Origin of the sequence: Luteimonas arsenica (genome assembly GCF_004352825.1) — a bacterium.
GTDB classification, from domain to species: domain Bacteria; phylum Pseudomonadota; class Gammaproteobacteria; order Xanthomonadales; family Xanthomonadaceae; genus Luteimonas; species Luteimonas arsenica.
Genome location: NZ_SJRW01000001.1, coordinates 1,206,950 through 1,231,466, shown reverse-complemented (window position 1 = coordinate 1,231,466; position 24,517 = coordinate 1,206,950). Strand labels below are relative to the sequence as shown.

Annotated in this window: 22 protein-coding genes; 4 read left to right on the top strand and 18 right to left on the bottom strand. The window is 70.7% G+C overall.

Features of this window, described 5'->3' with window-relative positions:
- Nucleotides 1-36: 36 nt before the first annotated feature.
- On the bottom strand, nucleotides 37-813 hold the full coding sequence (locus tag E2170_RS05610) for an RNA methyltransferase (protein WP_132999606.1): 777 nt from the start codon (nucleotides 811-813) through the stop codon (nucleotides 37-39).
- 85 nt (nucleotides 814-898) lie between these two features.
- On the opposite strand from E2170_RS05610, the gene E2170_RS05605 reads away from it, so the two are divergent.
- Complete coding sequence (locus tag E2170_RS05605) at nucleotides 899-1,723, top strand: inositol monophosphatase family protein (protein WP_132999605.1); 825 nt, start codon at nucleotides 899-901, stop codon at nucleotides 1,721-1,723.
- Between the two features lie 93 nt (nucleotides 1,724-1,816).
- Here the strand turns inward: E2170_RS05605 and secF are convergent, their stop codons facing one another.
- The 9 genes from secF to E2170_RS05560 form a co-directional block, all read right to left on the bottom strand.
- The gene (gene secF / locus E2170_RS05600) at nucleotides 1,817-2,782 is read right to left on the bottom strand and encodes a protein translocase subunit SecF (protein ID WP_132999604.1); all 966 of its coding nucleotides are present in this window, start codon (nucleotides 2,780-2,782) and stop codon (nucleotides 1,817-1,819) included.
- Between the two features lie 16 nt (nucleotides 2,783-2,798).
- Nucleotides 2,799-4,664 carry a protein translocase subunit SecD gene (gene secD / locus E2170_RS05595; protein ID WP_132999603.1) on the bottom strand — a complete coding sequence of 622 codons (1,866 nt, stop codon included), beginning with the start codon at nucleotides 4,662-4,664 and terminating at the stop codon, nucleotides 2,799-2,801.
- 106 nt (nucleotides 4,665-4,770) lie between these two features.
- Nucleotides 4,771-5,106 (bottom strand): preprotein translocase subunit YajC, encoded by a 336-nt coding sequence (gene yajC, locus E2170_RS05590; RefSeq protein ID WP_132999602.1) that lies wholly within the window; start codon nucleotides 5,104-5,106, stop codon nucleotides 4,771-4,773.
- A gap of 92 nt (nucleotides 5,107-5,198) precedes the next feature.
- The gene (gene tgt / locus E2170_RS05585) at nucleotides 5,199-6,332 is read right to left on the bottom strand and encodes a tRNA guanosine(34) transglycosylase Tgt (protein WP_132999601.1); all 1,134 of its coding nucleotides are present in this window, start codon (nucleotides 6,330-6,332) and stop codon (nucleotides 5,199-5,201) included.
- A 251-nt stretch (nucleotides 6,333-6,583) separates the two neighbouring features.
- Complete coding sequence (locus tag E2170_RS05580; RefSeq protein WP_207914921.1) at nucleotides 6,584-7,597, bottom strand: ABC transporter ATP-binding protein; 1,014 nt, start codon at nucleotides 7,595-7,597, stop codon at nucleotides 6,584-6,586.
- On the bottom strand, nucleotides 7,594-9,306 hold the full coding sequence (locus E2170_RS05575) for an ABC transporter permease (protein WP_132999600.1): 1,713 nt from the start codon (nucleotides 9,304-9,306) through the stop codon (nucleotides 7,594-7,596). The genes E2170_RS05580 and E2170_RS05575 overlap by 4 nt, the downstream gene beginning before the upstream one ends.
- Before the next feature lie 24 nt (nucleotides 9,307-9,330).
- Nucleotides 9,331-10,413 carry a Fe(3+) ABC transporter substrate-binding protein gene (locus tag E2170_RS05570; RefSeq protein WP_207914920.1) on the bottom strand — a complete coding sequence of 361 codons (1,083 nt, stop codon included), beginning with the start codon at nucleotides 10,411-10,413 and terminating at the stop codon, nucleotides 9,331-9,333.
- Between the two features lie 80 nt (nucleotides 10,414-10,493).
- A complete protein-coding gene (gene queA, locus E2170_RS05565) occupies nucleotides 10,494-11,525 on the bottom strand; it encodes a tRNA preQ1(34) S-adenosylmethionine ribosyltransferase-isomerase QueA (protein WP_132999598.1) in 1,032 nt (343 codons plus the stop codon).
- Nucleotides 11,526-11,533: 8 nt separating this feature from the next.
- Nucleotides 11,534-11,965 carry an Lrp/AsnC family transcriptional regulator gene (locus tag E2170_RS05560; protein ID WP_132999597.1) on the bottom strand — a complete coding sequence of 144 codons (432 nt, stop codon included), beginning with the start codon at nucleotides 11,963-11,965 and terminating at the stop codon, nucleotides 11,534-11,536.
- A gap of 132 nt (nucleotides 11,966-12,097) precedes the next feature.
- Between E2170_RS05560 and E2170_RS05555 the strand changes: the two genes are divergently transcribed.
- The gene (locus E2170_RS05555; protein WP_132999596.1) at nucleotides 12,098-13,600 is read left to right on the top strand and encodes an aminotransferase class III-fold pyridoxal phosphate-dependent enzyme; all 1,503 of its coding nucleotides are present in this window, start codon (nucleotides 12,098-12,100) and stop codon (nucleotides 13,598-13,600) included.
- Between the two features lie 94 nt (nucleotides 13,601-13,694).
- On the opposite strand, the gene E2170_RS05550 is transcribed toward E2170_RS05555, so the two are convergent.
- Genes E2170_RS05550 through E2170_RS05535 form a run of 4 tightly spaced genes read right to left on the bottom strand, consistent with a single transcriptional unit; the run spans nucleotide 13,695 to nucleotide 19,459 of the window.
- Entirely contained in the window at nucleotides 13,695-14,288 is a 594-nt protein-coding gene (locus E2170_RS05550) for an inorganic diphosphatase (protein ID WP_132999595.1), read from the bottom strand.
- A gap of 4 nt (nucleotides 14,289-14,292) precedes the next feature.
- On the bottom strand, nucleotides 14,293-15,705 hold the full coding sequence (locus tag E2170_RS05545; protein ID WP_132999594.1) for a purple acid phosphatase family protein: 1,413 nt from the start codon (nucleotides 15,703-15,705) through the stop codon (nucleotides 14,293-14,295).
- Nucleotides 15,705-16,880: an NHL repeat-containing protein gene (locus E2170_RS05540; protein ID WP_132999593.1), complete on the bottom strand. Its 1,176-nt coding sequence runs from the start codon at nucleotides 16,878-16,880 to the stop codon at nucleotides 15,705-15,707. The genes E2170_RS05545 and E2170_RS05540 overlap by 1 nt, the downstream gene beginning before the upstream one ends.
- An 11-nt stretch (nucleotides 16,881-16,891) precedes the next feature.
- Complete coding sequence (locus E2170_RS05535) at nucleotides 16,892-19,459, bottom strand: TonB-dependent receptor (protein ID WP_132999592.1); 2,568 nt, start codon at nucleotides 19,457-19,459, stop codon at nucleotides 16,892-16,894.
- Between the two features lie 105 nt (nucleotides 19,460-19,564).
- On the opposite strand from E2170_RS05535, the gene upp reads away from it, so the two are divergent.
- Together upp and E2170_RS05525 are read left to right on the top strand one after the other, a co-directional pair.
- A complete protein-coding gene (upp, locus tag E2170_RS05530; RefSeq protein ID WP_132999591.1) occupies nucleotides 19,565-20,194 on the top strand; it encodes a uracil phosphoribosyltransferase in 630 nt (209 codons plus the stop codon).
- Nucleotides 20,195-20,242: 48 nt separating this feature from the next.
- Nucleotides 20,243-20,881, top strand: a complete 639-nt coding sequence (locus E2170_RS05525) for a winged helix-turn-helix domain-containing protein (protein WP_341777132.1) — start codon at nucleotides 20,243-20,245, stop codon at nucleotides 20,879-20,881.
- 6 nt (nucleotides 20,882-20,887) lie between these two features.
- Here E2170_RS05525 and E2170_RS05520 read toward each other — a convergent pair whose 3' ends face one another.
- The 4 genes from E2170_RS05520 to E2170_RS05505 form a co-directional block, all read right to left on the bottom strand.
- Nucleotides 20,888-21,790 (bottom strand): MBL fold metallo-hydrolase, encoded by a 903-nt coding sequence (locus E2170_RS05520; protein WP_132999589.1) that lies wholly within the window; start codon nucleotides 21,788-21,790, stop codon nucleotides 20,888-20,890.
- Between the two features lie 110 nt (nucleotides 21,791-21,900).
- The gene (gene ggt / locus E2170_RS05515) at nucleotides 21,901-23,649 is read right to left on the bottom strand and encodes a gamma-glutamyltransferase (RefSeq protein ID WP_133000034.1); all 1,749 of its coding nucleotides are present in this window, start codon (nucleotides 23,647-23,649) and stop codon (nucleotides 21,901-21,903) included.
- Between the two features lie 8 nt (nucleotides 23,650-23,657).
- Complete coding sequence (locus E2170_RS05510; RefSeq protein WP_132999588.1) at nucleotides 23,658-23,912, bottom strand: YfhL family 4Fe-4S dicluster ferredoxin; 255 nt, start codon at nucleotides 23,910-23,912, stop codon at nucleotides 23,658-23,660.
- 69 nt (nucleotides 23,913-23,981) lie between these two features.
- Entirely contained in the window at nucleotides 23,982-24,479 is a 498-nt protein-coding gene (locus E2170_RS05505; protein WP_132999587.1) for a hypothetical protein, read from the bottom strand.
- Between the last annotated feature and the right edge of the window lie 38 nt (nucleotides 24,480-24,517).

Sequence of the window (24,517 nt, the reverse complement as noted above, 5' to 3'; positions counted from 1 at the left end):
CCGCAGCCTATCCGAAAACATGACGGCCGGCACATCTCAGCGGCGTTCCCCGCCGCTGGCGCCGGCCAGCCGTGCCATGCGCTGGGCATCGGCCAGCACCCCGCGCAGCAGCCGCACCTCGCGTTCGTCCAGCCCGCAGCGCAGGAAGATCCGCCGCAGCTTGCGCAGCGCCGATTCCGGCGCGCGGCCCTTGTGGAAATCGATGTCGTCGAGGGTGTCGCCCAACTGCGCGAAGAAGCCCTCGAGCTGCGCATGGCTGGCCAGCGGCTCGCGATGGCCGTCGCCGCCGCCGGTGGGCAGCGCGGCCCGCTCCAGCAGGGCCACCCGCAGCTCGTAGGCCAGCACCTGGACGGCCGCCGCGAGGTTCAGGGAGCTGTAGCCGGGATTGGCGGGGATATGCACCGCGGCGTGGCAGAGCTGCAGCTCGTCGTTGTCCAGGCCGGTGCGCTCGCGGCCGAAGACCAGGGCCACCGGCGCGCCGGGACCGACGGCATCAAGCAGGCGCGCGGCGCCCGCGCGCGGCGACAGCTCCTCCAGCTGGATGCGCCGGCTGCGCGCGGTGCAGCCAATGACCAGGGCGCAATCGGCCACGGCTTCGGCGAGGCTGCCCACGATGGCCGCGTCGGCCAGCACGTCGTCGGCGCCCGCGGCCATGGCCGAGGCGTCGGCGTGCGGATAGCGCTCCGGCGCCACCAGCACCAGCCGCTCCAGGCCCATGGTCTTGATGGCGCGGGCGGCGGAGCCGATGTTCCCGGGATGCTGGGTGCCGACGAGGACGATGCGGACCTCGCCGCCTGGCTGGACGGTGTTCATGGGCGCGAATGGTAAACTGTGCGACGGCCTCGAGCCGCCTGTTCTTTCCCCCTGCCGTCCACCCCAACGCCGGAGCCCGCCTGCGATGCAACAACCTGCCGTCAACATCATGGTCAAGGCGGCCCGCGCCGGCGGCAACGTCCTGCTGCGCCACATGCACAAGCTCGACGCGATCAACGTCGTCGAGAAGGACCGCATGGACTACGCCAGCGAAGTCGACCGCCAGGCCGAGGCGGCGGTGGTCAAGGAACTGCGCCGCGCCTATCCCGAATACGCGGTGCTTGGCGAGGAATACGGCGAGCAGAAGGGCAGCAAGGGCGCCAGCCGCTACACCTGGGTCATCGACCCGCTGGACGGCACCAGCAACTACCTGCGCGGCCTCCCCCACTGGTGCGTCTCGATCGCGCTGTGCGAAGGCCCGGAGCCGCTGCACGGGGTGATCTTCGACCCGTTGCGCAACGAGCTGTTCACCGCGACCCGCGGCGCCGGCACCCAGCTCAACGAGAAGCGCATCCGCATCGCCGACCGCAAGGACCTGGCCGGCGCCACCGTCGCCACCGGTTTCCACCCGCGCGAGCGTTCGCGCACCGCCGCCCAGTTCGACTGCCTGCGCCAGGTGCTGTCGGTGGCCGAGGACGTGCGCCGCACGGGCTCGGCCGCACTCGACCTCGCCTACGTGGCCGCCGGCCGCATCGACGGCTATTTCGAAGCCGGCGTGCAGGCCTGGGACATCGCCGCGGGCATGCTGATGGTGCGCGAGGCCGGCGGCAAGGTCAGCGACTACAAGGGCGCCGCGATCGGCCCGGTGCACGTGGCCATGCAGAGCCGCCAGATCGTCGCCGGCAACCTGCGCGTGGCCGACGCGCTGCAGAAGACCATCGTCGCCTCCGGTTACGCCGCCGCGTTCTGACAGGGCCTCAGGCCGGGGGCTTGCCGCTCCCGCACGCCCACGAAAGAAAAACCCCGCACTCCGGCGGGGTTTTTCGTTTGCGCAACCGCTTGCTCAGGGCCGGCGGGCGAGTTCGGCGTCGTCGCGCGCCTTGGGCAGCAGGTCCTGCTTGGTGACTTTGAGGAAGCCCATGGTCAGCAGCGGGCAGGCCACCAGGATCGACGAAAGCGTGCCGATCACGATGCCGAACATCATCGCCAGCGACATGCCCTCCAGCGAACCACCGCCGTACAGGTACAGCGCCAGCACGGTCAGGAACGCCACCACCGAGGTGATGATGGTGCGCGACAGGGTCTGGTTGATCGAGGCGTTGAGCACCTCCATCGGCGGCGCGCGCATGCTGCGGAAGTTCTCGCGCACGCGGTCGAAGACCACGATGGTGTCGTTGATCGAGAAGCCCATCACCGACAGCAGGCCCGCAAGCACCGTCAGGTCGAACTCGTGGCCGCTGATCGCGAACCAGCCGGCCACGATCAGCACATCGTTGAGCGTGGTCACGATCGCCGCGACCGCGAACTTCCACTCGAAGCGGAAGCCGATGTAGATCAGGAAGCCCACGACCACGAACAGCACCGCGTACAGCCCGTTCATCGCCAGGTCGCGACCCACCTGCGGGCCGACGAAGGCGCTGCTCTGGATGGTGGCGGTATTGGCCTCGGTGGACGCCGCCGCCAGCACTTCCGCGGCCGTGCGCGAGGTCGCGTCCGCGCTGGTCTCGCCGTCGCGCGGCTGCAGGCGCACCAGCAGGTCGCTGCCGCTGCCGAAGGTCTGCACCTGGGCGCCGGGGTAGCCGGCCGCGGCCAGCCGGTCGCGGACGCCGTCGACGTCGGCCGGCTGCTCGAAGCGCAGCTCGACCACGGTGCCGCCGGTGAAGTCGAGCGCGTAGTTGAAGCCCTTGCCGGCGATCGCCGCGATGGTGGCGACGGCGAGCAGTGCGAACACCGCCACCGACACCCAGCGCAGCCGCATGAAGTTGAGGTTGGGGGTGGCCGGGATCAGGCGCAGGGGAAAAATGTTCATGTGTCGTATGCCCGCGTCAGATGGCCAGGGTCTTGAGCTTGCGCTTGCCGCCGTAGACCAGGGTGGCGATGCCGCGCGAGACGGTCACCGCGGTGAACACCGAGGTCAGGATGCCGATCACCATCGTCACCGCGAAGCCCTTGAGCGGGCCGGTGCCGAAGGCGAACAGCGCCACGCCGGCCAGCAGCGCGGTCATGTTGGAGTCGAAGATGGTACCCGAGGCCTTGTCGTAGCCGTTGGCGATGGCCGCCCGCGGCGGCATCCCGGCGCGCAACTCCTCGCGGATGCGCTCGTTGATCAGCACGTTGGCGTCCACCGACATGCCGATCGACAGCGCCAGGCCGGCGAAGCCCGGCAGCGACATGGTCGCGCCGAACACGCTCATGATCGCGACCACCATCAGCAGGTTGAGCAGCAGCGCGACGCAGGTGAACAGGCCGAACATGCGGTAGTAGATGCCGAAGAACAGCAGCGTGAACACGAAGGCGTAGAGCACCGCCGTGGTGCCGCGCGCGACGTTCTCCTTGCCGAGGCTGGGGCCGACGATGCGCTCTTCGATGAAGTCCATCGGCGCGGCCAGCGAACCCGAGCGCAGCAGGCGCGCCAAGCCGTCGGCCTCGGCCTTCTCCAGGCCGGTGGTCTGGAACTGCTTGCCGAACACGCCGTTGATGTTGGCGACCGAGATCACCTCCTCGCTGACGCGGAAGCTGCGCACCTCCTCGCCCGCGGCATTGGTCGTCACCTGCGGCACGCGCTCGATGTACACCACCGCCATCGGCTTACCGACGCTGACCGAGGTGAAGTCGAACATGCGCTGGCCACCGATGTTGTTGAGCGTGACGCTTACCGCCGGCATGCCGTTCTCGTCCAGCGTGGACTGGGCCGCGACCATCTGCTCGCCCGAGGCGATCACGCGCTTGGACAGCAGCACCGGGATCGGCTTGCCGTCGATGCCGGTGCGGCGCTGGTAGTACAGGCGGGCTTCGGGCGGGACGTTGCCGGTGGCCGCGGCGTCATAGGGGTCGCCGTCGATCACCGCGCGGTATTCCAGGGTGGCCGTGGCGCCGATCATGCGCTTGGCCTCGGCGGTGTCCTGCACGCCCGGCAGCTGCACGACCACGCGGTCGTTGCCCTGGCGGGTGATCACCGGCTCGCCCACGCCGACTTCGTCGACGCGGTTGCGCAGGGTGGTGATGTTCTGGTCGATGGCGTCGGCCGAGATCTGGTTGAGCTCGGTCTCGGGCACGCGGATGGTGATGCGGCTGCCGACGGCCTCGCGCAGCAGGGTCGGCTGCGCCGTGGCCAGCAGCGACATGGCGCGGTCGGCGTCGGCGGCATCGGCAAGCAGTGCCACGGTGGTGCCGGCGGCGTTGCGCTCGACCGACTCGTAGCGGATGCGGTTGTCGCGCAGCACCTGGCGGACTTCGTCGGCATAGGCGTCCAGGCGCTTGTCCAGGGCCGCCTTCTGGTCGACCTGGAGCACGAAGTGCACGCCGCCCTGCAGGTCCAGGCCCAGCAGCATCGGCTTGGCGCCGAACCACGACAGCCAGTCGGGCACCGTCGAGGCGAGGTTCAGCGCGACCACGTAGTCGTCGCCCAGCACCGGGCGCAGGGCATCGGCGGCCTTCGTCTGGTCGTCGAGGTCGAGCAGGCGGACCATGCGCTCGCCTTCGTCGGTGGTGTCGACCGACTTCGCGGTGACGCCGGCTTCGGCCAGGGCGGCCTGGATCTTCGCGTCCAGCTCGGCGCCGGTGGCGGCACCGCGGTTGGAGGTGATCTGCACCGAGGGATCCTGCGGGTAGATGTTGGGCAGCGCGTACAGCGCGCTCAGCAACACCACCAGGAGGATGACGACGTACTTCCAGCGGGGAAATTCGAGCATGGTCGGGTCTTGCGCGAGGTCGTCCCGCGGGCGGGAGAGACGGGTTCGGGAGCGGGCGCCGGCCGCGGGCCGGCGGCGATGCCGGCCCCGGGGGTTCCGGCGGGTGTCAGTCGGCCTTCAGCGAGCCCTTGGGCAGCACGTTGCCGACGGCGTTCTTCTGCACGCGGATCTCCACCTTGTCGGCGATCTCGACGGTGATGAAGCTGTCGCCCACGCGGCGCACCACGCCGGCGATGCCGCCGCTGGTGATCACCTCGTCACCGACCGAGAGCTTCTCGACCATGGCGCGGTGTTCCTTGGCACGCTTCATCTGCGGGCGGATCATCAGGAAGTACATGATGAGCAGCAGGATCACCGGGAAGGCGAACATGCTCAGCGGGCTCTGCGCCGGCGGCGCGGCCTGGGCATAGGCGGGGGCGATGAAGAAGTCGAGCAGGTTCATTCAGGACGGTCCGGTGCGGAAATCAGCTGGCTAGTATGCCATGCGGGGCCTCGGGGCGGCTTTCAAGCCCCCGGACCCGCGCTGGATGGCGGTCAGGCGGCCTGCTGCGCGCGGGCCGCCAGGAAAGACCGCCGGAAGTCCCCGAAGGTTCCCGCGGCGATCGCGGCGCGCATGTCCGCCATCAGCTTCTGGTAGTACCAGAGGTTGTGCAGGGTGCCCAGGATCGGGCCCAGCATCTCGTTGCAGCGGTCCAGGTGGCGCAGGTAGGCCCGGCTGTAGCCGCCGCTGCAGGCCGGGCAGCCGCAGCCCTCCTCGATCGGGCGCAGGTCGCGTTCGTACTTCGAATTGCGGATGCGCACGGTGCCGAAGGAGGTGAAGTAGTGCCCGTTGCGCGCGTTCCGGGTCGGCATCACGCAGTCGAACATGTCCACGCCGCGGGCGACGCCGTCGACCAGGTCCTCCGGCCGACCCACGCCCATCAGGTAGCGCGGGCGGTCGGTGGGCAGCTGCGGGCAGGTGTGCTCGAGCATGGCGTTGCGCTCGGCCTCGGTCTCGCCCACGGCCAGGCCGCCGATGGCGTAGCCGTCGAAGCCGATGTCCTTCAGCCCCGTCGCAGAGCGCGTGCGCAGGTCGTGGTGCACCCCGCCCTGCACGATGCCGAACAGCGCGGCGTCGTTGCCCTCGTGCGCCCGTTTCGAGCGTTCGGCCCAGCGCAGCGACAGCTCCATCGAGCGCTCGATCACCCGCGGATCGACCGGCTGGCCGTCCTTCTGCACCGGCGGACACTCGTCGAAGATCATCACGATGTCCGAGCCCAGCACCTTCTGGATGTGCATCGATTCCTCGGGGCCGAGGAACACCTTCGAGCCGTCGGTGGGCGCGGCGAAGGTCACGCCCTGCTCGGTGATCTTGCGGCGGTGCGCCAGCGAGAACACCTGGAAGCCGCCGGAGTCGGTGAGGATCGGCCCGTCCCAGCGCCCGAAGCCGTGCAGGCCGCCGTGGGCCTCGATCACCTCCAGCCCCGGGCGCAGGTACAGATGGAAGGTGTTGCCGAGGATGATCTCCGCGCCCAGGTCGCGCACCTGCCCCGGCAGCATGCCCTTGACCGTGCCATAGGTCCCCACCGGCATGAACGCCGGCGTCTCCACCGTGCCACGGGGAAACGCAAGCCGCCCGCGGCGCGCCTCGCCGTCGGTGGCCAGCAGCTCGAACTGCATGCGTGACATCGGAAACCTTGAGTCGTGGGGGCCGGCTATTGTCGCGGAAAAGCGGAGAGCTTTTTTGCCACGGATTCACGCGGATTACGCGGATTGGGCCGAGGCGAGCGTGTGGCCCAGGGCCCACCCGCAACAGGGTGCGAAAGGCCATTTCAGATGGAAAGCCTATGCGGGGCGTGGTGTTTTCGCTGGCCTCAGCCAGATCCGCGCAAATCCGCGCAATCCGCGTAAATCCGTGGCAAGAAATGCTCTTGCCAGCCTCAGTCGAAGCGAACCAGCGCCCCGTCGAGGAGGCGCAGGCGGACGGGGCTGCCAGGGGGCTGGGCGGCCAGGGTGGCGGTGTCGGGGTCGTCGAGGTCGATCTCGACCAGGGGGCCGCCGGCCAGGCGCAGGGTCAGGACGTGGCCGGGGCCGCGGAACGTGAGTGCGAGCAGTTCGGCCTGCAGGGGGCCCTGCGGGTCGGGGCGCAGGGCATGGGGGCGCAGCAGCACGTCGCCGCCCGGCCCGAGGCCCAGCGCCGCGGCCGGCACCAGGGCGCCGCGGCCGATGAAGCCGGCGACGAAGCGGTCCGCCGGACGCCGGTACAGGGCCTCGGCGCTGTCCCACTGCAGGATGCGGCCGCGGTCCATGACGCCGATACGGTCGGCCATGGCGAAGGCCTCGGACTGGTCGTGGGTCACCATCAGCACGGTCGCGCCCGAGGCCTTCAGCAGGTCGCGCAGCTCCGCGGCCAACTGCTGGCGGGTGTCGGTGTCGAGGTTGGAGAAGGGTTCGTCCAGCAGCAGCAGGGCCGGGCCCGGCGCCAGCGCGCGGGCCAGGGCCACGCGCTGCTGCTGGCCACCGGACAGTTCGTGCGGATAGGCGCCGCCGCGATCGGCCAGGCCGACCAGGGCCAGCATCTCCGCCACCCTCGCCCGCCGCGCCTCGCGCGGGCGGCCGCGCAGGCCGAAGGCGACGTTGGCGGCCGCGTCCATGTGCGGGAACAGCGCGTAGTCCTGGAACATCATGCCGACGCTGCGCTTTTCCGGCGGCAGCGACAGCCCGGCGGCCGCCACCCGCCGGCCCTGCACGCCGATGTGGCCGTCGAGCACCGGCTCGAAGCCCGCCACCGCGCGCAGCACCGTGGTCTTGCCGCACCCCGAGGCACCCAGCAGGCAGCCGATCTCGCCTGCCGCCAGCGTCAGCGACAGGTCGTCGACCACCACCTGCGTCCCGCCGCCGGGCGCCGGATAGCCCACGCGGATGCCCGCGATCTCCAGCAGCGCATCCGTCACGACATCCTCTCCCTTCCATAGCGCACGCCGGTGCGCGCCAGCAGCACCACCGGCAGCAGGCCGACGGCGACGATCAGCAGCGCGGCCACCGCGCCTTCCTCATACGTCCCGCGCGAGGCCTCGGCGTAGAGCCAGGTCGCCAGGGTCTCGAAATTCAGCGGCCGCAGCAGCAGCGTCGCCGGCAGTTCCTTCATCGCGTCCACGAACACCAGCAGCGCGGCCGCGGCCAGCGCGGGGCGCAGCAGCGGCAGGTGGATGCGGCGCAGGGTCGATCCCGGCGCGTGGCCAAGGCTGGCCGAGGCCTGGTCCAGGCTGGGCGGGATCCGCGCCAGGCCTGCCTCGACGCCGCCGGCGGCCACCGCCAGGAAGCGCGCCATGTAGGCCAGCACCAGCGCCGCCGCCGAGCCCATCAGCAGCATCCGCGGGCTCATGCCGAAGCTCGCCAGCAGCCAGTTGGCGCCGTCGTCGAACCAGGCCAGCGGCAGCAGCAGGCCGATCGCCAGCACCGTGCCGGGCACGGCATAGCCCAGGCTTCCGCTGCGCAGCGCGAACAGCGCGCCGGCCGAGCGCCGCCGCCCCTGCGCCAGCCGCATCGACCAGCCGAGCACCAGGCCCGCGGCCAACGTGACCACGGTGGCGGCCAATGCCACGCCCACGGTGTTGCGGATGCCGGCCAGGAGCTGCGGCGACATGCCGTGCTGACCGAGGCGCTCGAACGCCTCCCAGGCGAGGTAGCCGGCCGGCAGCATGAAACCGACCAGCACCGGGAACAGGCCCAGCGCGAACGCCAGCGCCGCCGCGCCCCCATGCAGTCGCTGCGCGCGCATCGGCCGCGGCCGCTCGCCCGCCGCATAGCGCTGGCGCCGGCGCGCGTAGCGCTCCAGTGCCAACAGCGCGACCACGATCGCCAGCATCGCCAGCGCGATCTGCGCCGCGCCCGGCAGGTCCGAGCGCGTCACCCAGGTGGTGTAGACGGCCACCGTCATCGTCTGCACGCCCAGGAATTCGGAGGCGCCGATGTCGTTCAACACCTCCATCAGCGCCAGCGCGGTGCCGATCGCGATTGCCGGCCGCGCCAGCGGCAGGGCCACGCGCCGGAACACCTGCGCCGGCGTCGCACCCAGCGTGCGCGCCGCGTCCAGCAGGCCCGCGGCCTGGGTCATGAACATCGCGCGCGTGGTCAGGTAGACGTAGGGATAGAGCACGAAGCCCAGCAGCACGATGCAGCCGGCCAGCCCGCGGATGTCGGGCAGGCGGAAATCACGCGGGCTGTCGTAGCCGAGCATCGCCCGGACCGCGCCCTGCACCGGGCCCAGCGGATGCAGCAGGTCGAGATAGGCGAAGGCGACGATGTAGGTCGGCACCGCCAGCGGCAGCAGCAGCGCCCAGGACAGGGTGCGCCGGCCGGGGAAGTCGAAGGCGGTGACCAGCCAGGCCGCGCCGGTGCCGATCGCCACCACCAGCGCGCCGACGCCGAGCAGCAGCGCGAGCGTGTTGCGCGCCGCGGTCGGCAGCACGTAGCGGGCGACGTGGCTCCAGAGCCCGTCCTGGCCACCCTGCAGCGCGGTCCAGGCCAGCGACGCCAGCGGCAGCAGCACCAGCGCCGCGATCGCGACCGCCGCCCACTGCCAGGCGCCTTCGGGCAGCAGGCGGCGCAGGCCGCGGCCGGGAACGCCGCGGACCACCGGGTGCGATGCACCCGCGGGCATTCCCGTCGCCGCCATGCCGTGGCGTCAGTTGTCGAAGCCGACCTTGTCGGCGATCGCGCTGGCCTCGCGGCGGTTGGCGACCACTTCGCCCAGCGGCAGCGGGTCGGCATGGAGCTCGCCGAAGCTCGCCACCACCGGGTCGAGTTCGACGCCGGCCTTGACCGGGTACTCGTAGTTGGCACGCGCGTACAGGCTCTGCGCCTCGTCCGACACCAGGTATTCCATCAGCGCCACCGCGTTGTCGCGGTTGGGCGCGTGCGCCGCCAGCGCCGCGCCGCTGATGTTGACGTGGGTGCCGCCGCCTTCGACGTTGAAGCTCGGGCGGATGACCTTGATCGCCTCGCCCCACTGGTGCTGCTCGGAACCCGGCTCGGCGTTCTTCATGCGGCCGACGTAGTAGGCGTTGGCGATGCCGATGTCGCAGATGCCGGCGAGGATGTCGCGGGCCACGTCGCGGTCGCCGCCGGCGGCCTTGCGCGCCAGGTTGGCCTTGACCCCGCGCAGCCACTGCTCGGTGTACTCGGCGCCGTGGTGGGCGATCATCGCCGCGAACAGGCTGGTGTTGTAGGGATGCTGGCCGGAGCGGATGCAGACCCTGCCCTTCCACTTCGGATCGGACAGTTCCTCGTAGGTGAAGGATTCGAGGTCGAGGTCCTTGTCGGCGTACAGCACGCGGTCGCGCAGCGACAGCGCGAACCACTGGCCGTCGGCGCCGCGAAGGTGCTGCGGGATGGCCGCCTCCAGCACCTCGGACTGCAGGGCCTGGGTGTGGCCGGCCTCGACCACGTCGAGCAGGTTGCCGGTGTCGACGGTCATCAGCACGTCGGCCACCGAACGCTCGCCCTCGGCGCCCAGGCGCTCGACCAGGCCGTCCTTGAGCAGGACGGTGTTGACCTTGATGCCCGACTCGGCCGTGAAGGCGTCGAGCAGCGGCTGGATCAGGCCCGGCTCGCGGGTGGTGTAGAGGTTGACCTCGCCGGTGGCGGCCGGCGCGGCCTGGTCGCCGGTGGCGGCGGTATCGGCCTGCTGGCCGCCGCAGGCGGCGAGCAGCAGCGCCGAGCAGGCGACGGCCAGGGCGGCACGGGGGGCGCGGAAGCGGATGTTCACGGGCATCTCCAGTTCGGGGGGAGCCGGACGGCGCCGGCGCAAATGAGAATGATACTCGACAAGCCGAAACTCCGGCGCATTCAGCCGTCGGCGTGCAGGAGCATCGCGTCGCCGTAGGAGAAGAACCGGTAGCGCTCGCGCACCGCGTGCGCATAGGCCGCCAGCACGCGCTCGCGCCCGCTGAAGGCCGATACCAGCATCAGCAGGGTCGATTCGGGCAGGTGGAAGTTGGTCAGCAGCACATCGGCCGAGGTGATCCGGTAGCCGGGCACGATGAAGATCGAGGTTTCGCCGGCGAAGGGGTGGAGTTCGCCGTCGACCGTCGCCGACTCCATCGCGCGCATCACCGTGGTGCCCACGGCCACCACCCTGCCGCCGGCCTCGCGGGTGCGCCGCACCTGCTCGACCAGGGCCGCACCGACGTTGATCCACTCGCTGTGCATGCGGTGCTCGCGCACGTCGTCCACGCGCATCGGCTGGAAGGTGCCGGCGCCGACGTGCAGGGTCACGTGGCCGAAGCCGACGCCCTTCGCGCGCAGCGCTTCAAGCAGCGGCTCGTCGAAATGCAGGCCCGCGGTCGGCGCCGCCACCGCGCCGGCCTCGCGCGCGAACACGGTCTGGTAGCGCTCGGCGTCGTCGGCGCCGGGCTCGCGCTGGATGTAGGGCGGCAGCGGCATGCGCCCGGCCTTCTCCAGCCAGGCCTGCAGGGCGCCGTCGACGTGGAAGCGCAGGTGGTGGAAGCCGCCATCGCGCCCCACCACTTCGGCCACGCCACCGGCGTCGAGTTCGATCAGGTTGCCGGGCTTGGGCGTCTTGCTGGCGCCGACCTGGGCGCGGGCCTCGTTCCCCGGCAGCAGGCGCTCGATCAGGATCTCCACGCGCCCGCCGCTGCCCTGCTTGTGGCCGAACAGGCGCGCCGGGATCACCCGGGTGTCGTTGAACACCATCAGGTCGCCGGCGCGCAGCAACGCCGGCAGCTCGCGCACCTGGCGGTCGTCGAAGCCGGCGTCGCCGGGCGGCACCACCAGCATGCGGCTGGCCGAACGCTCGGCCAGGGGGGCCTGCGCGATCAGCGCCTGCGGCAGGTCGAAGGCGAAATCGGACTTCTTCAATCGGGGCCTCAGCGTTCGAACTTGGTCGACAGCAGCAGGGTGGAGGTGGTGCGCTCGACGCCGTCCAGCGCGCCGATGCGGTCTGTCAGTTCGTCCATCTCGCCGATGGTCGCCACCACCGCCATCGCCACCAGGTCCCAGGCACCGTTGACCGAATGCAGGGCGCGCACGCCCGGCATCTGGCGCAGCGCCTCGACCACGGCCGGCGCCTGCTTGGGGAAGACGGTGATCATCACCAGGGCGCGGATGCGCTCGCCCTCGTAGTCGTCGCCGACGCGCACGGTGTAGCCGGCGATCACGCCGCTGCGCTCCAGGCGCTCGATCCGGCTCTGCACCGTCGTCCGCGAAAGCTGCAGGCGGCGCGCGATCGCCGCGGTGGGCATGCGCGCGTCTTCGCGCAGCAGCGAGAGCAGGGCTTCGTCGGCGGGACTGGGCTTCATGCGCGGATTCTATCGTCGATCCGCCGAAAACTGCAGGGTTTCCGTGCAGATCGCACCTACCAACCGACGAACGCATCGCGATAATGGAAGGATCGCCCGGCCGAGGCCGGCCCAGGACACCAGGAGAAACGCATGACCGCCAACCCGATCGACGCCCTCGTCCCGCTCCGCGCCCGCAAGGGCCAGCGCCGCACGCCCGGCCTCGACGACGCCACCGTCGCGCGATTCGCCGCCGGGCATTCCGACCTGGTCGCCGCCATCGACGCCGCCGCGGCCGAGTTCGCGCGCATCGAGGCTGACGCCGCCGACCTGCTCGATCTCGACGAGGACGCCCAGGTCCAGGCCGTGCAGGCCGGCTTCGTCAACTTCTATCCGCAGGACGGCGTGAACCCCTACGTGGCACTGACCGCCCGCGGCCCCTGGATCATCACCCTCAAGGGCGCGGTGCTGTACGACACCGGCGGCTACGGCATGCTCGGCTTCGGCCACGCGCCGCAGGCGGTGATCGATGCGATGGCCAAACCGCAGGCGCTGGCCAACATCATGACCCCGAACCTGTCGCAGCTGCGCCTGGACCGTGCGCTGCGCGCCGAGATCGGCCACAGCGGCGGCGGCTGCCCCTATGCCGCCTTCATGTGCCTCAACTCCGGCTCCGAGTCGGTGTCGCTGGCCGCGCGCATCGCCGACACCAACGCCAAGACCATGACCGACGACGGCGGCCGCCACGCCGGCCGCACGGTCAAGCGCCTGGTGGTCAAGGGCGCCTTCCACGGCCGCACCGAGGCCCCGGCGCTGTACTCCGATTCCACCCGCAAGGCCTACCGCGCCGCCCTGGCCAGCTACCGCCACGAGGACAGCGTGCTGGTGGTGCCGCCCTACGACATCGACGCGCTGAAGCAGGCCTTCGCCGACGCCGACGCGAACGGCTGGTTCATCGAGGCGATGTTCCTGGAGCCGGTGATGGGCGAAGGCGACCCCGGCCGCAGCGTGCCGGTGGACTTCTACGCCGCCGCGCGCGAGCTGACGAAGGCGCACGGCTCGCTGCTGCTGGTCGACTCGATCCAGGCCGGCCTGCGCGCCACCGGCGCGCTGTCGATCGTCGACTACCCCGGCTTCGAAGGCCAGGAAGCGCCGGACATGGAGACCTATTCCAAGGCGCTCAACGCCGGCCAGTTCCCGCTGTCGGTGCTGGCGGTCAACGAGCGCGCCGCCGGCATCTACAAGCGCGGCACCTACGGCAACACCATGACCGGCAACCCGCGCGCGGCCGACGTCGGCGTGGCGGTGCTGGGCATGGTCACGCCCGCGGTGCGCGCCAACATCCGCAAGCGCGGCCAGCAGGCGCTGGACAGGCTCGAGGCGCTGAAGGCCGAACTGGGCGGGCTGATCACCAAGGTGCAGGGCACCGGCCTGCTGTTCTCCTGCGAGCTCTCGCCGGAGTTCAAGGGCTACGGCGCGGGTTCCAGCGAAGAGTGGCTGCGCGAGAACGGCCTGGGCGTGATCCACGGCGGCGAGAACTCGCTGCGCTTCACCCCTCGCTTCGAGATGGGCGAGGACGAACTGGACCTCGTGGTGTCGATGGTGAAGCGCGCCCTGCTCGAGGGACCGCGCCGCTCGAAGGCCGCCGCGGCCTGAGGGTCGTCGACGCGCAGCTCCCGGCGGGCCCGGCCCGCAGGGGGGAGGCGCCCCTCATGCGCCCGGAGCCTGCCCCGACTCCGGGCGCCGATGTTCAGCGCGCCGCTTCGATGGCCGAGCGGATCAGCGCTTTCGCTTCGGCGGCATCACCCCAGCCGCGCAGCTCGACGCGGCGGGTTCCCGACGGCAGGTCCTTGTAGACCCGGAAGAACGCCTCGATGCGTTCGCGCTCGATCGCCGGCAGGTCCTCGATCGATCGGATACCGGCGTAAGTCGGGTCCACGTCGTCGGCCGGCACGCCGATGATCTTCTCGTCCGCTTCGCCGGCATCGCTCATCCGCAGCACGCCCAGCGACCGGAACCGGATCAGCACGCCCGGATGCAGCGGCGCCCGGGTCAGGACCAGAGCGTCGAGCGGATCGCCGTCGCCGGCCAGGGTGCGCGGCATCGATCCGTAGTTCGCCGGATAGGCCACCGGCATCGACAGGAAGCGGTCGACGTGGACGAGGCCATCGTTGCCGGTCTCGTACTTGGTGAAGCCACCGGCCGGGATCTCGACCAGCAGCAGCGCCTCCTCCGGCGCGTTCGCCGGCTGGGGTACCTGCCGCGGGTTGGCCGCGCCGGCGGTGGCCACGGCGATCCACAGCGCGAACGCGGCGCCGGCGCGCAGGACGGGCCCCGGACGCATCAGCTCACTCCCAGCAGCGGTCGGCGCGGCCCTTCAGGGTCGCGGCGCGTTCGCAGTCGCGCTGCGGGATGCGGCCTTCGACGTGTTCGACGATGCTGCGGCCGCTTGCGCGGTCGCCGGTGATCGAGAAGGCGTCGTACAGCCGGCCGGTGACGGTGCGGGCTTCGTAGCGCAGTTCACCGTTCTCGATGCGCACGCGCTGGTACAGCTGGGTGTCCTCGGCCACCGGCGCCATCGTTTCGCGCGCCTCCGGCGAGAGCCGGTACTGCTTGGCGCCGGCGACGCTGACCACGTACTGCGGCGTGCCCTGCCGTTCGACCAGGCCGCCGCGGCGGCCGTAGACGTGGTCGTGGCCCTGCAGCACCAGGTCGACGCGGTGCTTCTCCAGCACCGGCAGCACGTGCTCGCGCAGCAGCACGTTTTCGCGGTCCTGGCGCGGCGAGAACATCGGCTGGTGGATGGCCACGATCGTCCACGCGCGCGGGCGCTCGCCCGACGCGGCGTCGCGCAGCACGCCGTCCAGCCATGCCGCCTGCGCCTGCGCGGTGCCCAGATCAAGCGCCGAGGTGCCGTCGAGCACCACGAAGCGCGCGTCGTGCATGTCGAACCAGTACGTCGTCGCCTCCACGCCCGGCGCACCGTTGCCCGGCAGCGCGAACATGTGCGGCCAGTGCGCGCCGAGCACGCGGCGCTCCTGCGGCGTATCCTCGAACTCCTCGAAGTACTCGTGGTTGCCGGTCACCGGCGCCACCAGCAGGGTCGAGGCAAGCGGCGCAGTGGCATCGAACCACTCGCCCCACTCGTTGTCGTCCTCGCCGTCGCCGCCGCTGACCAGGTCGCCGGCGAACAGCGCCAGGCGAGCGTCCGGCGCATGCCTCAGCGCTTCCAGCAGCACGCGGGTGGAGAGGCTGGCGTTCTTGTTCTGGGTGTCGCCGAAGTACAGGAACTCCAGCGGCGCGCCCGGCGCGGCGGCGGTACGCAGCTGCCGCCACGGGCTCCACCAGCCGTTCGCGCCCTGCACGCGGAAGGCGTACAGGGTGTCGGGCTCGAGGCCGTCCACCGCCACCTGGTGCTGCAGGCCTTCGCCGTGCTCGGTGGCCAGCGTGCGCGTACGTGCCTGCAGGCGGCGGGGCTCGCCCAGGTCGGGCGAATCGCCGGCCACGGCCAGCTCCAGCAGCGGCGCGTCGATGCCCTGCCCGCTGCGCCACGACACCTGGAAGCCGCGCGCCGGATCCGCCGCCGGCGAGGCGACGATGCGGTCGGGATGCGCGGCCGGCGCGTAGCGCGCGTCGCCCGCGGGCACCAGGGTGTTGGGCTCGTGCTCGCGCGCGGCCGCGGACGGCAGCGCCAGCAGCAGCGCCAGCACCAGGGTCGAGGCAGCGCGCGGACGCACGGCGATCACGGACTTCGCCGCCATCAGCGCGCGCACGCCGGCAGCGCCAGCGCCGAGGCGATCGCGCGCCAGTCGAAGGCCACCGCGCCCTGGTCGTCGTGCACGGCATACAGCACGCCGTCGGGGAAGGCCGTGCTCGCGGCCTCATCCAGCCAGATGCCGTCGGTATTGGCGACCGTCGGGCCGGTCACCGCACCGGCGTGCTCCAGGCTCACGCGGTCGAACAGGTGGAACACCGTGCGCCCCTTGCCCTGCTCGGTGGTGATCCACCAACCGCTGCCGTCGGCGCAGTGCTTGAGCATGATCCCCTCGGACTGCGCCTTGAGGAAGTCGGCGCCGATGGTGCGGCCGCTGTACCTGCCTTCGAGGTCGTAGACCTTGAGCTCGTTGGCGTAGGTTTCGTCCTCCTCGGCGATCATCAGGCGGTCGTTGGCCGGGTCGCCCCAGATCGACTCGACCACGCGCAGCGCACCCTCGGGCGACGTGTCGCCGAAGGCGCCGAGGTGGCGGGCGGCGAAGCCCTCGCCCTCGGGCGTGAAAGCGAAGCGGTGCACGCGGCGGGTCAGCTCCTCCAGCGGCGGCAGGATGTCCTCGCCCTCGGCGTCCTCGCCGGCCATGTAGGCGTCGGTGACGTAGAGCTCGTAGCCCGCATCGACCTTGTGCACCCACAGGCCGTAGGGCAGTTCAAGCGCATCGGCGCCGAACATCGCCACCGTCTCCATGCCCGGCAGGCGCAGAACCTGCACGCGGCGGTTGTCACGCTCGCCCACGAAGGCCAGGTCGTCGACGATGGCGATGCCGTTGGGGCGGTCGAACTGGCCCTCGCCGGCGCCGCGCTCGCCGACGTGGCGGACGAACTCGCCGGTGTCGCCGTCATAGACCACCAGGCGGTGCGTGGACTTGGCGGTCGCCAGCAGCAGGATCTGGCCGTCGGGCGCGGTCCAGCTGGCCACCGAGTCGATGTTGTCTTCGGGCGTCATCGGGGTGGCAAAGGCCTCCGGCACGATGGCGGCATCGGCCGTGCCCTCGCCGCGCGCGGCTTCGCGGACCTGGTCCGCGCGGTCTTCGGCGTCCACGGCGCCGGTCGCCGCGCCTGTGGCGGGCGCCGGGGCGCCGCCACAGGCCGCGAGAGCGAGGGTGAGGGCCGCAGTAGCCAGGACGGCCAGCGGCCTGCGGAGGTTCTTCGAAACGTGGGTCATCGCGCGCATCCTCAGAAATTCACCTTGACGCCCAGGGTGTAGTTGCGGCCGTACAGCTCGTTCTGCAGCGTGTTCGCCGGCGTGCCCTGGTACAGCTCCAGCGGCTCGTCGAGCAGGTTCGAGGCCTCGAAGTACAGGCTCCAGTGGTCGGCCACCTTGTAGTCGAGGCTGAAGTCGAGCTGGGTGTTCGACGCCACCCAGAGATCGTAGCGGGCGTCGTCGCCGATCTCGTCCAGGTACTCGCTGCGGTACACGGCCGCGAGGCGGGTGCTGATGCGGTCGTTCTCCCAGCCGATATGCGCGCTGTACAGCTGCTCGGACGACAGCGGCAGCTCGAACTTCTCGCCGGCGCGGTCCTCGGTGCCGGCCACGAACTCGGTATCCAGCCAGGTACCGCTCAGGCCGACCAGCAGGCCGCTCCAGGCGCCGGGCAGGAAGTCGAGCTTCTGCTGCCAGTTCAGCTCGACGCCGAACACCTCGGCGTCTTCGCCGTTGATCGGCTTCGACACCGCATAGCCCGGGTACGCCGGATCGTTCTCCGTCCAGGTCTCGACGATGTAGCCGTCGATGGACTTGTGGAACACGCCGGCGGAGAAAATGCCCGACTCGCCGATGTAGCGCTCGAACGAGACGTCGAAGTTGATCGACTCGTAGGGATCGAGCTGCGGGTTGCCCAGTTCGACCTCTTCGTCGTCGCGGTTGATGCTGACGCGCGGCGAGATGTCGCCGAAGCTGGGGCGCGCGATGGTCTTGGTGATCGCGCCGCGCATCACCCAGTCGCCGTCGGTGTCGTAGCGCAGGTGCAGGCCCGGCAGCACGCTGGTGTAGGCGCTCGAGGCCGACGATGGCGTCGCGGTCAGCTCACCGTCCTCGTCGATATCGACCATCCAGCCGTTGGCGTCGAACTCGGTGCGCTCCACGCGCGCACCGGCGATGACGCGCAGGTTGCCGAAGTCCATGGTACCCATCAGGTAGGCGGCGAGCACGTCCTCGCTGGCGGTGTAGTCCTCGATCAGCGAGATCATGGTGTTCTCGGCCACGTCCTGCGGGCGCGCCGAGAAGTCGCCCTGGTTGCTGCGCAGCCAGCGGCGCATGGCGCTGGAGGACAGACCGTCGCCGTAGTAGCCGTGGCGGTAGGACGGCGAGCCCGTCGTCCAGTCGGCCGGGTCGACGTCGGGGCCGTTGCGGTACTCGGCCTCGTCGACGTTGACGTCGCGGTCGCGCCAGCGGCCGAGCAGGCCGGCCTTCCAGGTCACCGCCTCGCCCGCGTAGGTGAAGTCGAACTTCGCGCTCAGCGCCTCGTCGTCCACCTGCTTCGGCGCGACCACCAGGCGGTCGAAGCCGTAGTTGGCGTTGCGCAGCCAGGCATCGCTGCCGGCCGGGTCGATGATGTCGAACGAGGGGATGCTGCCGGGGCCGACGCGGATCGCCATGTCCTCGTCGCCGAGGTATTCGAAGCGCATCTCGACCTCGTCGTCCACGCGCTCGCGCACCTTGGTGTAGCCGAGCTGGTAGTCGAACCTCGCGGCGCCGCGGCGGTTCATGCCGCCGGCGCTGACGGTGAAGGTGTCTTCTTCCTTGGTGCGGTAGCGCAGGCGGCGGCCGAAGTCGTCGGCCGAGATGCCTTCCACCAGCCAGCTGTTGCCGTCGTAGTCGACGATGTCGCCCTCGCCCATCGGGATGATCTGGTTCTGGCGGGTCTCGGCGTCGGTGAAGTCGGTGTACAGGGTGCGCAGGTAGTACTGGTTGTCGTTGTCCGGGCGCCAGTCGAGGTTGAGGTTGACGCCGGTGCGCTCGCGGTTGATCGAGTACTTGCGGCGCTGCATCTCGACCGGGGTCAGGCGGTCGCCGGCCACGTCCTCGAACTGGTCGTCGTACTCGACCTCGACATTGTCCGACTCGTAGTCGCGGTCCTGCCAGCTCAGGCCAAGGGCGACGCCGAAGGTGCCGTTGTAGACCTCGCTGAAGTTGAACGCGGCCTTGGGGCTGGTCTCGCCGCTGAGGTTCTGGTGGCTGGCCTCGGCCTTGAAGCGCATGCTGCGGCCGGCGCGGTCGAAGGCCGACGCCGATTCGACCATGATCGTGCCGCCCAGCGAATCGCCCGGCATGTCCGGGGTCGGGGCCTTGACCACGGTCAGGCGCTCGGTGGACTCCGACGGGATCACGTCCAGCGGCGCGGCACGGCTGCTGTCCTCCGGCGTGCCCATGCCGATGCCGTCGACGGTGACCGAGTTCTGCGCGGCATCCAGGCCGCGGATCACCACGTAGCGGCCCTCGCCCTGGTCGCGGGTGACGCTGATGCCGGGCAGGCGCGACAGCGACTCGCCGACGTTCTGGTCCGGGTACTGGCCCATGGAGTCGGCCGATACGGTGTCCTGGATGGCGTCGGAGGCGCGCTTGAAGTCGATCGCACGCATCTGCGATTCGAACTGGCCACGGACCTCGACGGTGTCGAGGGTGACAGCATCGGCGGGAACCGGTTCGGGCTGGGCGGCGGCGTCCTGCTGCGCGTTGGCGGGGCTGGCGACGACCGCCAGTGTGGCGACGATGGCGAGGTGCAGGGGGTGGCGCTTGGACACGGCAAGGACTCACGGGGAGGTAAAGGATGGGCGCACACGTTATTTCCGCCCTGTTGCAGTCCCGTTACCGGCGTCATGGTGTCCGCGCCGCGCTAGACTCCGGCCATGAAGATCGTCGAAGTCCGTCACCCGCTGGTGCAGCACAAGCTCGGCCTGATGCGTCGCGCCGACAACAGCACCAAGACCTTCCGCGAACTGGCCGGCGAGGTCGCCGCCCTGCTCACCTACGAGGCCACCGCCGACCTGGAGTGCGAGGACTCGGAGGTCGAAGGCTGGGCGGGCACGGTGCGCGTGCGCCGGATCAAGGGCCGCAAGATCACCCTGGTGCCGATCCTGCGCGCCGGCCTGGGCATGCTGCCGGGCGTGCTGGAGCTGATCCCCGCGGCCAAGGTCGGCGTGGTCGGCATCAAGCGCGACGAGGCCACGCTCGAAGCCATGGCCTACTACGAAAACCTGGTCGGCGACATGGCCGACCGCACCGCGCTGATCCTCGACCCCATGCTCGCCACCGGCGGCACCCTCATCGCCACCGTGGACATGCTGAAGAAGGCCGGCTGCACGCGGATCAAGGGCCTGTTCCTGGTCGCCGCGCCGGAAGGCCTGCGCGCGCTCGAGGCCGTCCATCCCGACGTCGATGTCTACACCGCCTCGGTCGACGAGCACCTCAACGAAGTCGGCTACATCCTCCCCGGCCTGGGCGACGCCGGCGACAAGATCTTCGGCACCCGCGCCTGATCCGCCCGGCGCTGGCCTGAGTCCGCGCCATCCCGCGTTGCCCGGGATGTGGCCACCGCTCCGCTCCCGCCGACAGCCCCGGCCCACGGAGGCCGGCCTTCACCGCCACGCACGCCGCCGGCGGGCGCTTGGCTGTTCGGACGCTATCGCCTGGAAACCGCCACGCGGCGCCTGCACGTCGACGGCAGGGCCCGTGAAGTGGATGCCCGCGCGATGGCCGTACTGGAGTGCCTCCTGCTGCGCGCCAACCGGATCGTGCCGCGGGCCACCCTGATCGCCGAGGCCTGGCCCGAGGCCGACGCCGTGTTCGACAGCGCCGTGTCCAAGGTGATGCGCCGCCTACGCACCGCCATGGGCGACGGCCACGGCCACGTGCTGCAGACCATCTACGGCGAGGGCTATCGCCTGGCGCTGCCGGCCACCCACCTGCCAGCGCCGCCACACGGGGCCGACTGGCCTGTGGCAGCGGCCTCCGCGGACCCCGATGCCCTCATGCCCCCCGACATGCCTGAGCAGCCAGCGCCCGCGATTCAGCCGTCGGAAGCAGCCGACAGGCCCGGGCACTTCCCCGCTCCCACGCGCCGCAGCGCCTGGCTGGCCCGGCTGCCCTGGATCATCGCCACCGCCTCGACTTCGCTGGCCGGATGGCTGGCCTGGCTGCTGCTGGCCCGTACCGGCGCCGCCTGAGCGGCCTCAGGCGGACTCGCCCAGTCCCCGCGCCTGCAGGCGCTCCATCTGGTGCACGCCAGCGAAACGGCCACGCCCGTCGCGCTCGAGTTGCGCAAGCGCACACACCGGGTCGTGGGTGAAGAACAGATGCACGTTGCGCGCCAGCTTGTCGTCGAGGAAGGCCTGCTTCTCGTCGATCAGGGTTTCGGCGCAGCGGTCGTAGCCCATGGTGATCGGCACGTGCACCCAGGGCAGGCCCGGCACGAGATCCGCGCAGAACACCACGCCGCCGTGGTGGCCGTCGTCGCGCAGCTCCGGGCCGAGCACCTCGGCCAGCATCATTCCCGGCGTGTGGCCGTGGCTCCAGTGGAAGCGCACCGCGTCGCCCAGCGCCGGCGTGCGCCCGCTGCCTTCATCAACCAGCTCCACGCGGCCGCTGGCTTCCAGCAGCGGCAGCAGCTCCGGGATATAGCTGGCGCGATCGCGCGGGTGCGGGTCATGCGCACGCTCCCACTGCTCGCGACCGATCACGAAGGTGGCGTTGGGAAACAGCAGCTCCGGCGCCTTGCCCTCCTCCCAGGCCGAGAGCAGGCCGCCGGCATGATCGAAGTGCAGGTGGCTCAGCACCACCACGTCGATGTCCTCGTGGCCGAAGCCCGCCCCTCGCAGCGAATCCAGCAGCACGTGGCCGTCGCCACCGATGGCGTAGCGCTCGCGCAGCTTCGGCTCGAAGAAGGCGCCGATGCCGGTTTCGAACAGCACCGTGCGGCCATTGAGCGGCGTCGCCAGCAGGGCGCGCGTGGCCAGCGGGATGCGGTTCTGCGCATCGGGCTCCATCCACTTCGACCACATCGCGCGCGGCGCGTTGCCGAACATCGAACCGCCGTCGAGCCGCTGGGTATTGCCTTCTATCGACCAGAGCTTCATGTCGTCACCTCGGCTTCGTGGGAGCGGCTACAGCCGCGATCGGGTGCAACTGCTCACTGCTCATCGCGGCTCTAGCCGCTCCCACAAAGACAGTTGCTCTCACAAAATCGTCAACGAACTTCGGCCTTCCCGACGGGGTTGCGGGGGTCGGTGCCGCCTTCAAGCCGGTTGTTGGCGATGTCCCAGGCCACGGTCTGGAAGTTGCCCCAGGCATCGCTGGAGCGTCGGCCTTCGGCGACCTCGTCTTCCGGCCGCACCACCGTGTGTCCCATCGCGCGCAGCGCCTGCGCGGTGGCCGCATCGAAGGTGCCGGTCTCGGCCTGGATGGCGTCGGGCATCCACTGGTGGTGGTAGCGCGGCAGCGCGGCCACGTCGGCGGCCGACAGCCCGGCGTCGTAGCCAAGCACGCCCAGCAGCACCATGGTGATGATGCGGCTGCCGCCCGGGGTGCCGAGCACGGCGACCTTGTCCGGCGACACCATGAAGGTCGGCGTCATCGAACTCAGCATGCGCTTGCCCGGCTGCGGCGCATTGGCGTCGAAGCCCATCACGCCGAAAGCATTCGGCGTACCGGGCTTGAGCGCGAAATCATCCATCTCGTTGTTGAGCAGCACGCCCGTGCCCGGCGCCACCAGGCCCGAGCCGTAGAGCAGGTTCACGGTCTGCGTGCCGCCGACGCGGTTGCCGTCGGCGTCAATGATCGAGAAGTGGGTGGTCTCCTCGTCCTCCAGCGGCGTCGGCGCGCCGGACAGCAGCTCGCTGGGCGTGGCCTTTTCCGGGTGGATGGTGGCGCGCAGGCCGGCGGCGTAGTCGGCGCTGGCCAGCAGGCGCTGCGGGATTTCGACGAAATCCGGATCGCCCAGGTAGAAGGTGCGGTCGCGGTAGGCGCGGCGCATCGACTCCACCACCAGGTGGGTCGAATGCGCCTCGTCCATGTCGTCCAGCGCGTAGGGCGCCAGGATCTGCAGCATCTGCGCCAGCGCGATCCCGCCCGAGGACGGCGGCGGCGCGGTCACGATCTCCCAGCCGTGGTAGCCGAAGCGGATCGGCTCGCGTTCGCGCACCCGATAGGCGGCCAGTTCGTCAGCGGTCCACTGCCCGCCCTCGGCGTTCACGCCGGCCACCAGCTTTGCGCCGACTTCGCCGCGGTAGAAGCCGTCGAAGCCCTTCTCGGCCAGCAGCTCCAGCGTGCGCGCCAGGTCCGGCTGGCGGAAGATGTCGCCCTCCTGGATCGGCCGGCCGCCGGCGAGGTAGACCTCGCGCGTGCCGGGATAGCGCTCCATCACCGAACTGCGCGCCGCATAGCCTCGGGCCATGCGTCCGTACACCGGGAAGCCCTCGCGCGCGATGCTAATGGCAGGCGCCAGGGTGCGCGACAGCGGCAGCTTGCCGTACTGCGCCTGGATATGGACGAAGGCCGCCGGCAGTCCCGGGATGCCCGCCGACCAGGCGCCGTTGGTGGCGCGGTCACGGTCGAAGCCGCCGTCGGCATCCAGATAGCGCTCGGGCGTGGCCGCCGCCGGCGACATCTCGCGGGCGTCGATGAACACGTCGCGGCCGCTGGCGGCGTCGTGCAGCAGGAAGAAGCCGCCGCCGCCGATGCCGGAGCTGATCGGCTCCACCACCGAGAGCACCGCCGACACCGCGATGGCCGCGTCGAAGGCGTTGCCGCCTTCGGCCAGCACGTCCAGGCCGGCTTCGGTCGCCAGCGCGTGCGCGGAAGCGATCGCGGCGCCTGGCGGAGTTGCCGCCTGAGCCGCCTGCTGCGGCCGTGCCGCCGCCTGTCCCTCGGCCGCGAAAGCCAGGCTGGCCGGGGCCAGCGCGATCAGCAGCGACAGCGCCACCCGGCGCCAGGGCATGGGAATGTTCAAGCAGCCTGCTCCTTCAGCCGCAGGAGCTTGGCCAGCAGCTGGTCATGGGTCTCGGGGAGGTCGGGGTCCGGGTCGATGCATTCGACCGGGCACACCACCACGCACTGCGCCTCGTCGAAATGCCCCACGCATTCGGTGCAGCGCGAGGGATCGATCACGTAGATGGTTTCGCCCTGCGAGATGGCCTCGTTCGGGCAGGCAGGCTCGCAGACGTCGCAGTTGATGCAGAGCTCGTTGATGCGCAGTGCCATGGGGCCATTGTAGACCCTGCACGCGCGAGCCGCCGCCGGCGCGCGGCCGGCGACGGCCCCAGCCGGGGCTTACTTGGCCTCGACGAAGACGAAGTCGACGCCGGCCGGGGCCACGACCTGGGCCACGCGATCCTTGTCGGCGGCGGCGCCGATGAACACAACGCGCACGCCCTTCATGGTGTCGGGCTCCACGCCGGTGAAGGATTCGGTGACGATGTCGGCCATCTTCGCCGAGTCCGAGGACGCGTAGGCCAGCATGTTGCCGCGGACGATGCCGCGCGCGACGTCGGTCTTGGCCTTGTCCTGCAGGCGCTCGTAGTTGCCGGCGTCGGCGTTCTCGTCGCCGGTGGGCGCCGGCAGGTAGTAGACGTAGGGCTGGTTGGCGATGCCTTCCATGTTGCGGGTCACCACGTCGGAGACGTAGGCGCGCCAGGCGCCGTCGTCGGCGGTGGCGGGCGCGGTCAGCGGCGCGGCGACGGTGGCCACCGGGGCCTCTTCCTTCTTGCAGGCCGCCAGCAGCGGCAGCGCGAGGACGGCGGTCAGCATCAGGCGGGTCATGGTCTTCATTGTTTCGTGTTCCCCAGGTGGTCCGTTGCGTTTGTGGT

Coding starts and splice junctions, on each gene's coding strand:
- E2170_RS05610 (WP_132999606.1), bottom strand. CDS start 813: ATGAACACCGTCCAGCCAGGCGGCGAGGTCCGCATCGTCCTCGTCGGC.
- E2170_RS05605 (WP_132999605.1), top strand. CDS start 899: ATGCAACAACCTGCCGTCAACATCATGGTCAAGGCGGCCCGCGCCGGC.
- secF (WP_132999604.1), bottom strand. CDS start 2,782: ATGAACATTTTTCCCCTGCGCCTGATCCCGGCCACCCCCAACCTCAAC.
- secD (WP_132999603.1), bottom strand. CDS start 4,664: ATGCTCGAATTTCCCCGCTGGAAGTACGTCGTCATCCTCCTGGTGGTG.
- yajC (WP_132999602.1), bottom strand. CDS start 5,106: ATGAACCTGCTCGACTTCTTCATCGCCCCCGCCTATGCCCAGGCCGCG.
- tgt (WP_132999601.1), bottom strand. CDS start 6,332: ATGTCACGCATGCAGTTCGAGCTGCTGGCCACCGACGGCGAGGCGCGC.
- E2170_RS05575 (WP_132999600.1), bottom strand. CDS start 9,306: ATGCCCGCGGGTGCATCGCACCCGGTGGTCCGCGGCGTTCCCGGCCGC.
- E2170_RS05560 (WP_132999597.1), bottom strand. CDS start 11,965: ATGAAGCCCAGTCCCGCCGACGAAGCCCTGCTCTCGCTGCTGCGCGAA.
- E2170_RS05555 (WP_132999596.1), top strand. CDS start 12,098: ATGACCGCCAACCCGATCGACGCCCTCGTCCCGCTCCGCGCCCGCAAG.
- E2170_RS05550 (WP_132999595.1), bottom strand. CDS start 14,288: ATGCGTCCGGGGCCCGTCCTGCGCGCCGGCGCCGCGTTCGCGCTGTGG.
- E2170_RS05545 (WP_132999594.1), bottom strand. CDS start 15,705: ATGGCGGCGAAGTCCGTGATCGCCGTGCGTCCGCGCGCTGCCTCGACC.
- E2170_RS05540 (WP_132999593.1), bottom strand. CDS start 16,880: ATGACCCACGTTTCGAAGAACCTCCGCAGGCCGCTGGCCGTCCTGGCT.
- upp (WP_132999591.1), top strand. CDS start 19,565: ATGAAGATCGTCGAAGTCCGTCACCCGCTGGTGCAGCACAAGCTCGGC.
- E2170_RS05520 (WP_132999589.1), bottom strand. CDS start 21,790: ATGAAGCTCTGGTCGATAGAAGGCAATACCCAGCGGCTCGACGGCGGT.
- ggt (WP_133000034.1), bottom strand. CDS start 23,649: ATGCCCTGGCGCCGGGTGGCGCTGTCGCTGCTGATCGCGCTGGCCCCG.
- E2170_RS05510 (WP_132999588.1), bottom strand. CDS start 23,912: ATGGCACTGCGCATCAACGAGCTCTGCATCAACTGCGACGTCTGCGAG.
- E2170_RS05505 (WP_132999587.1), bottom strand. CDS start 24,479: ATGAAGACCATGACCCGCCTGATGCTGACCGCCGTCCTCGCGCTGCCG.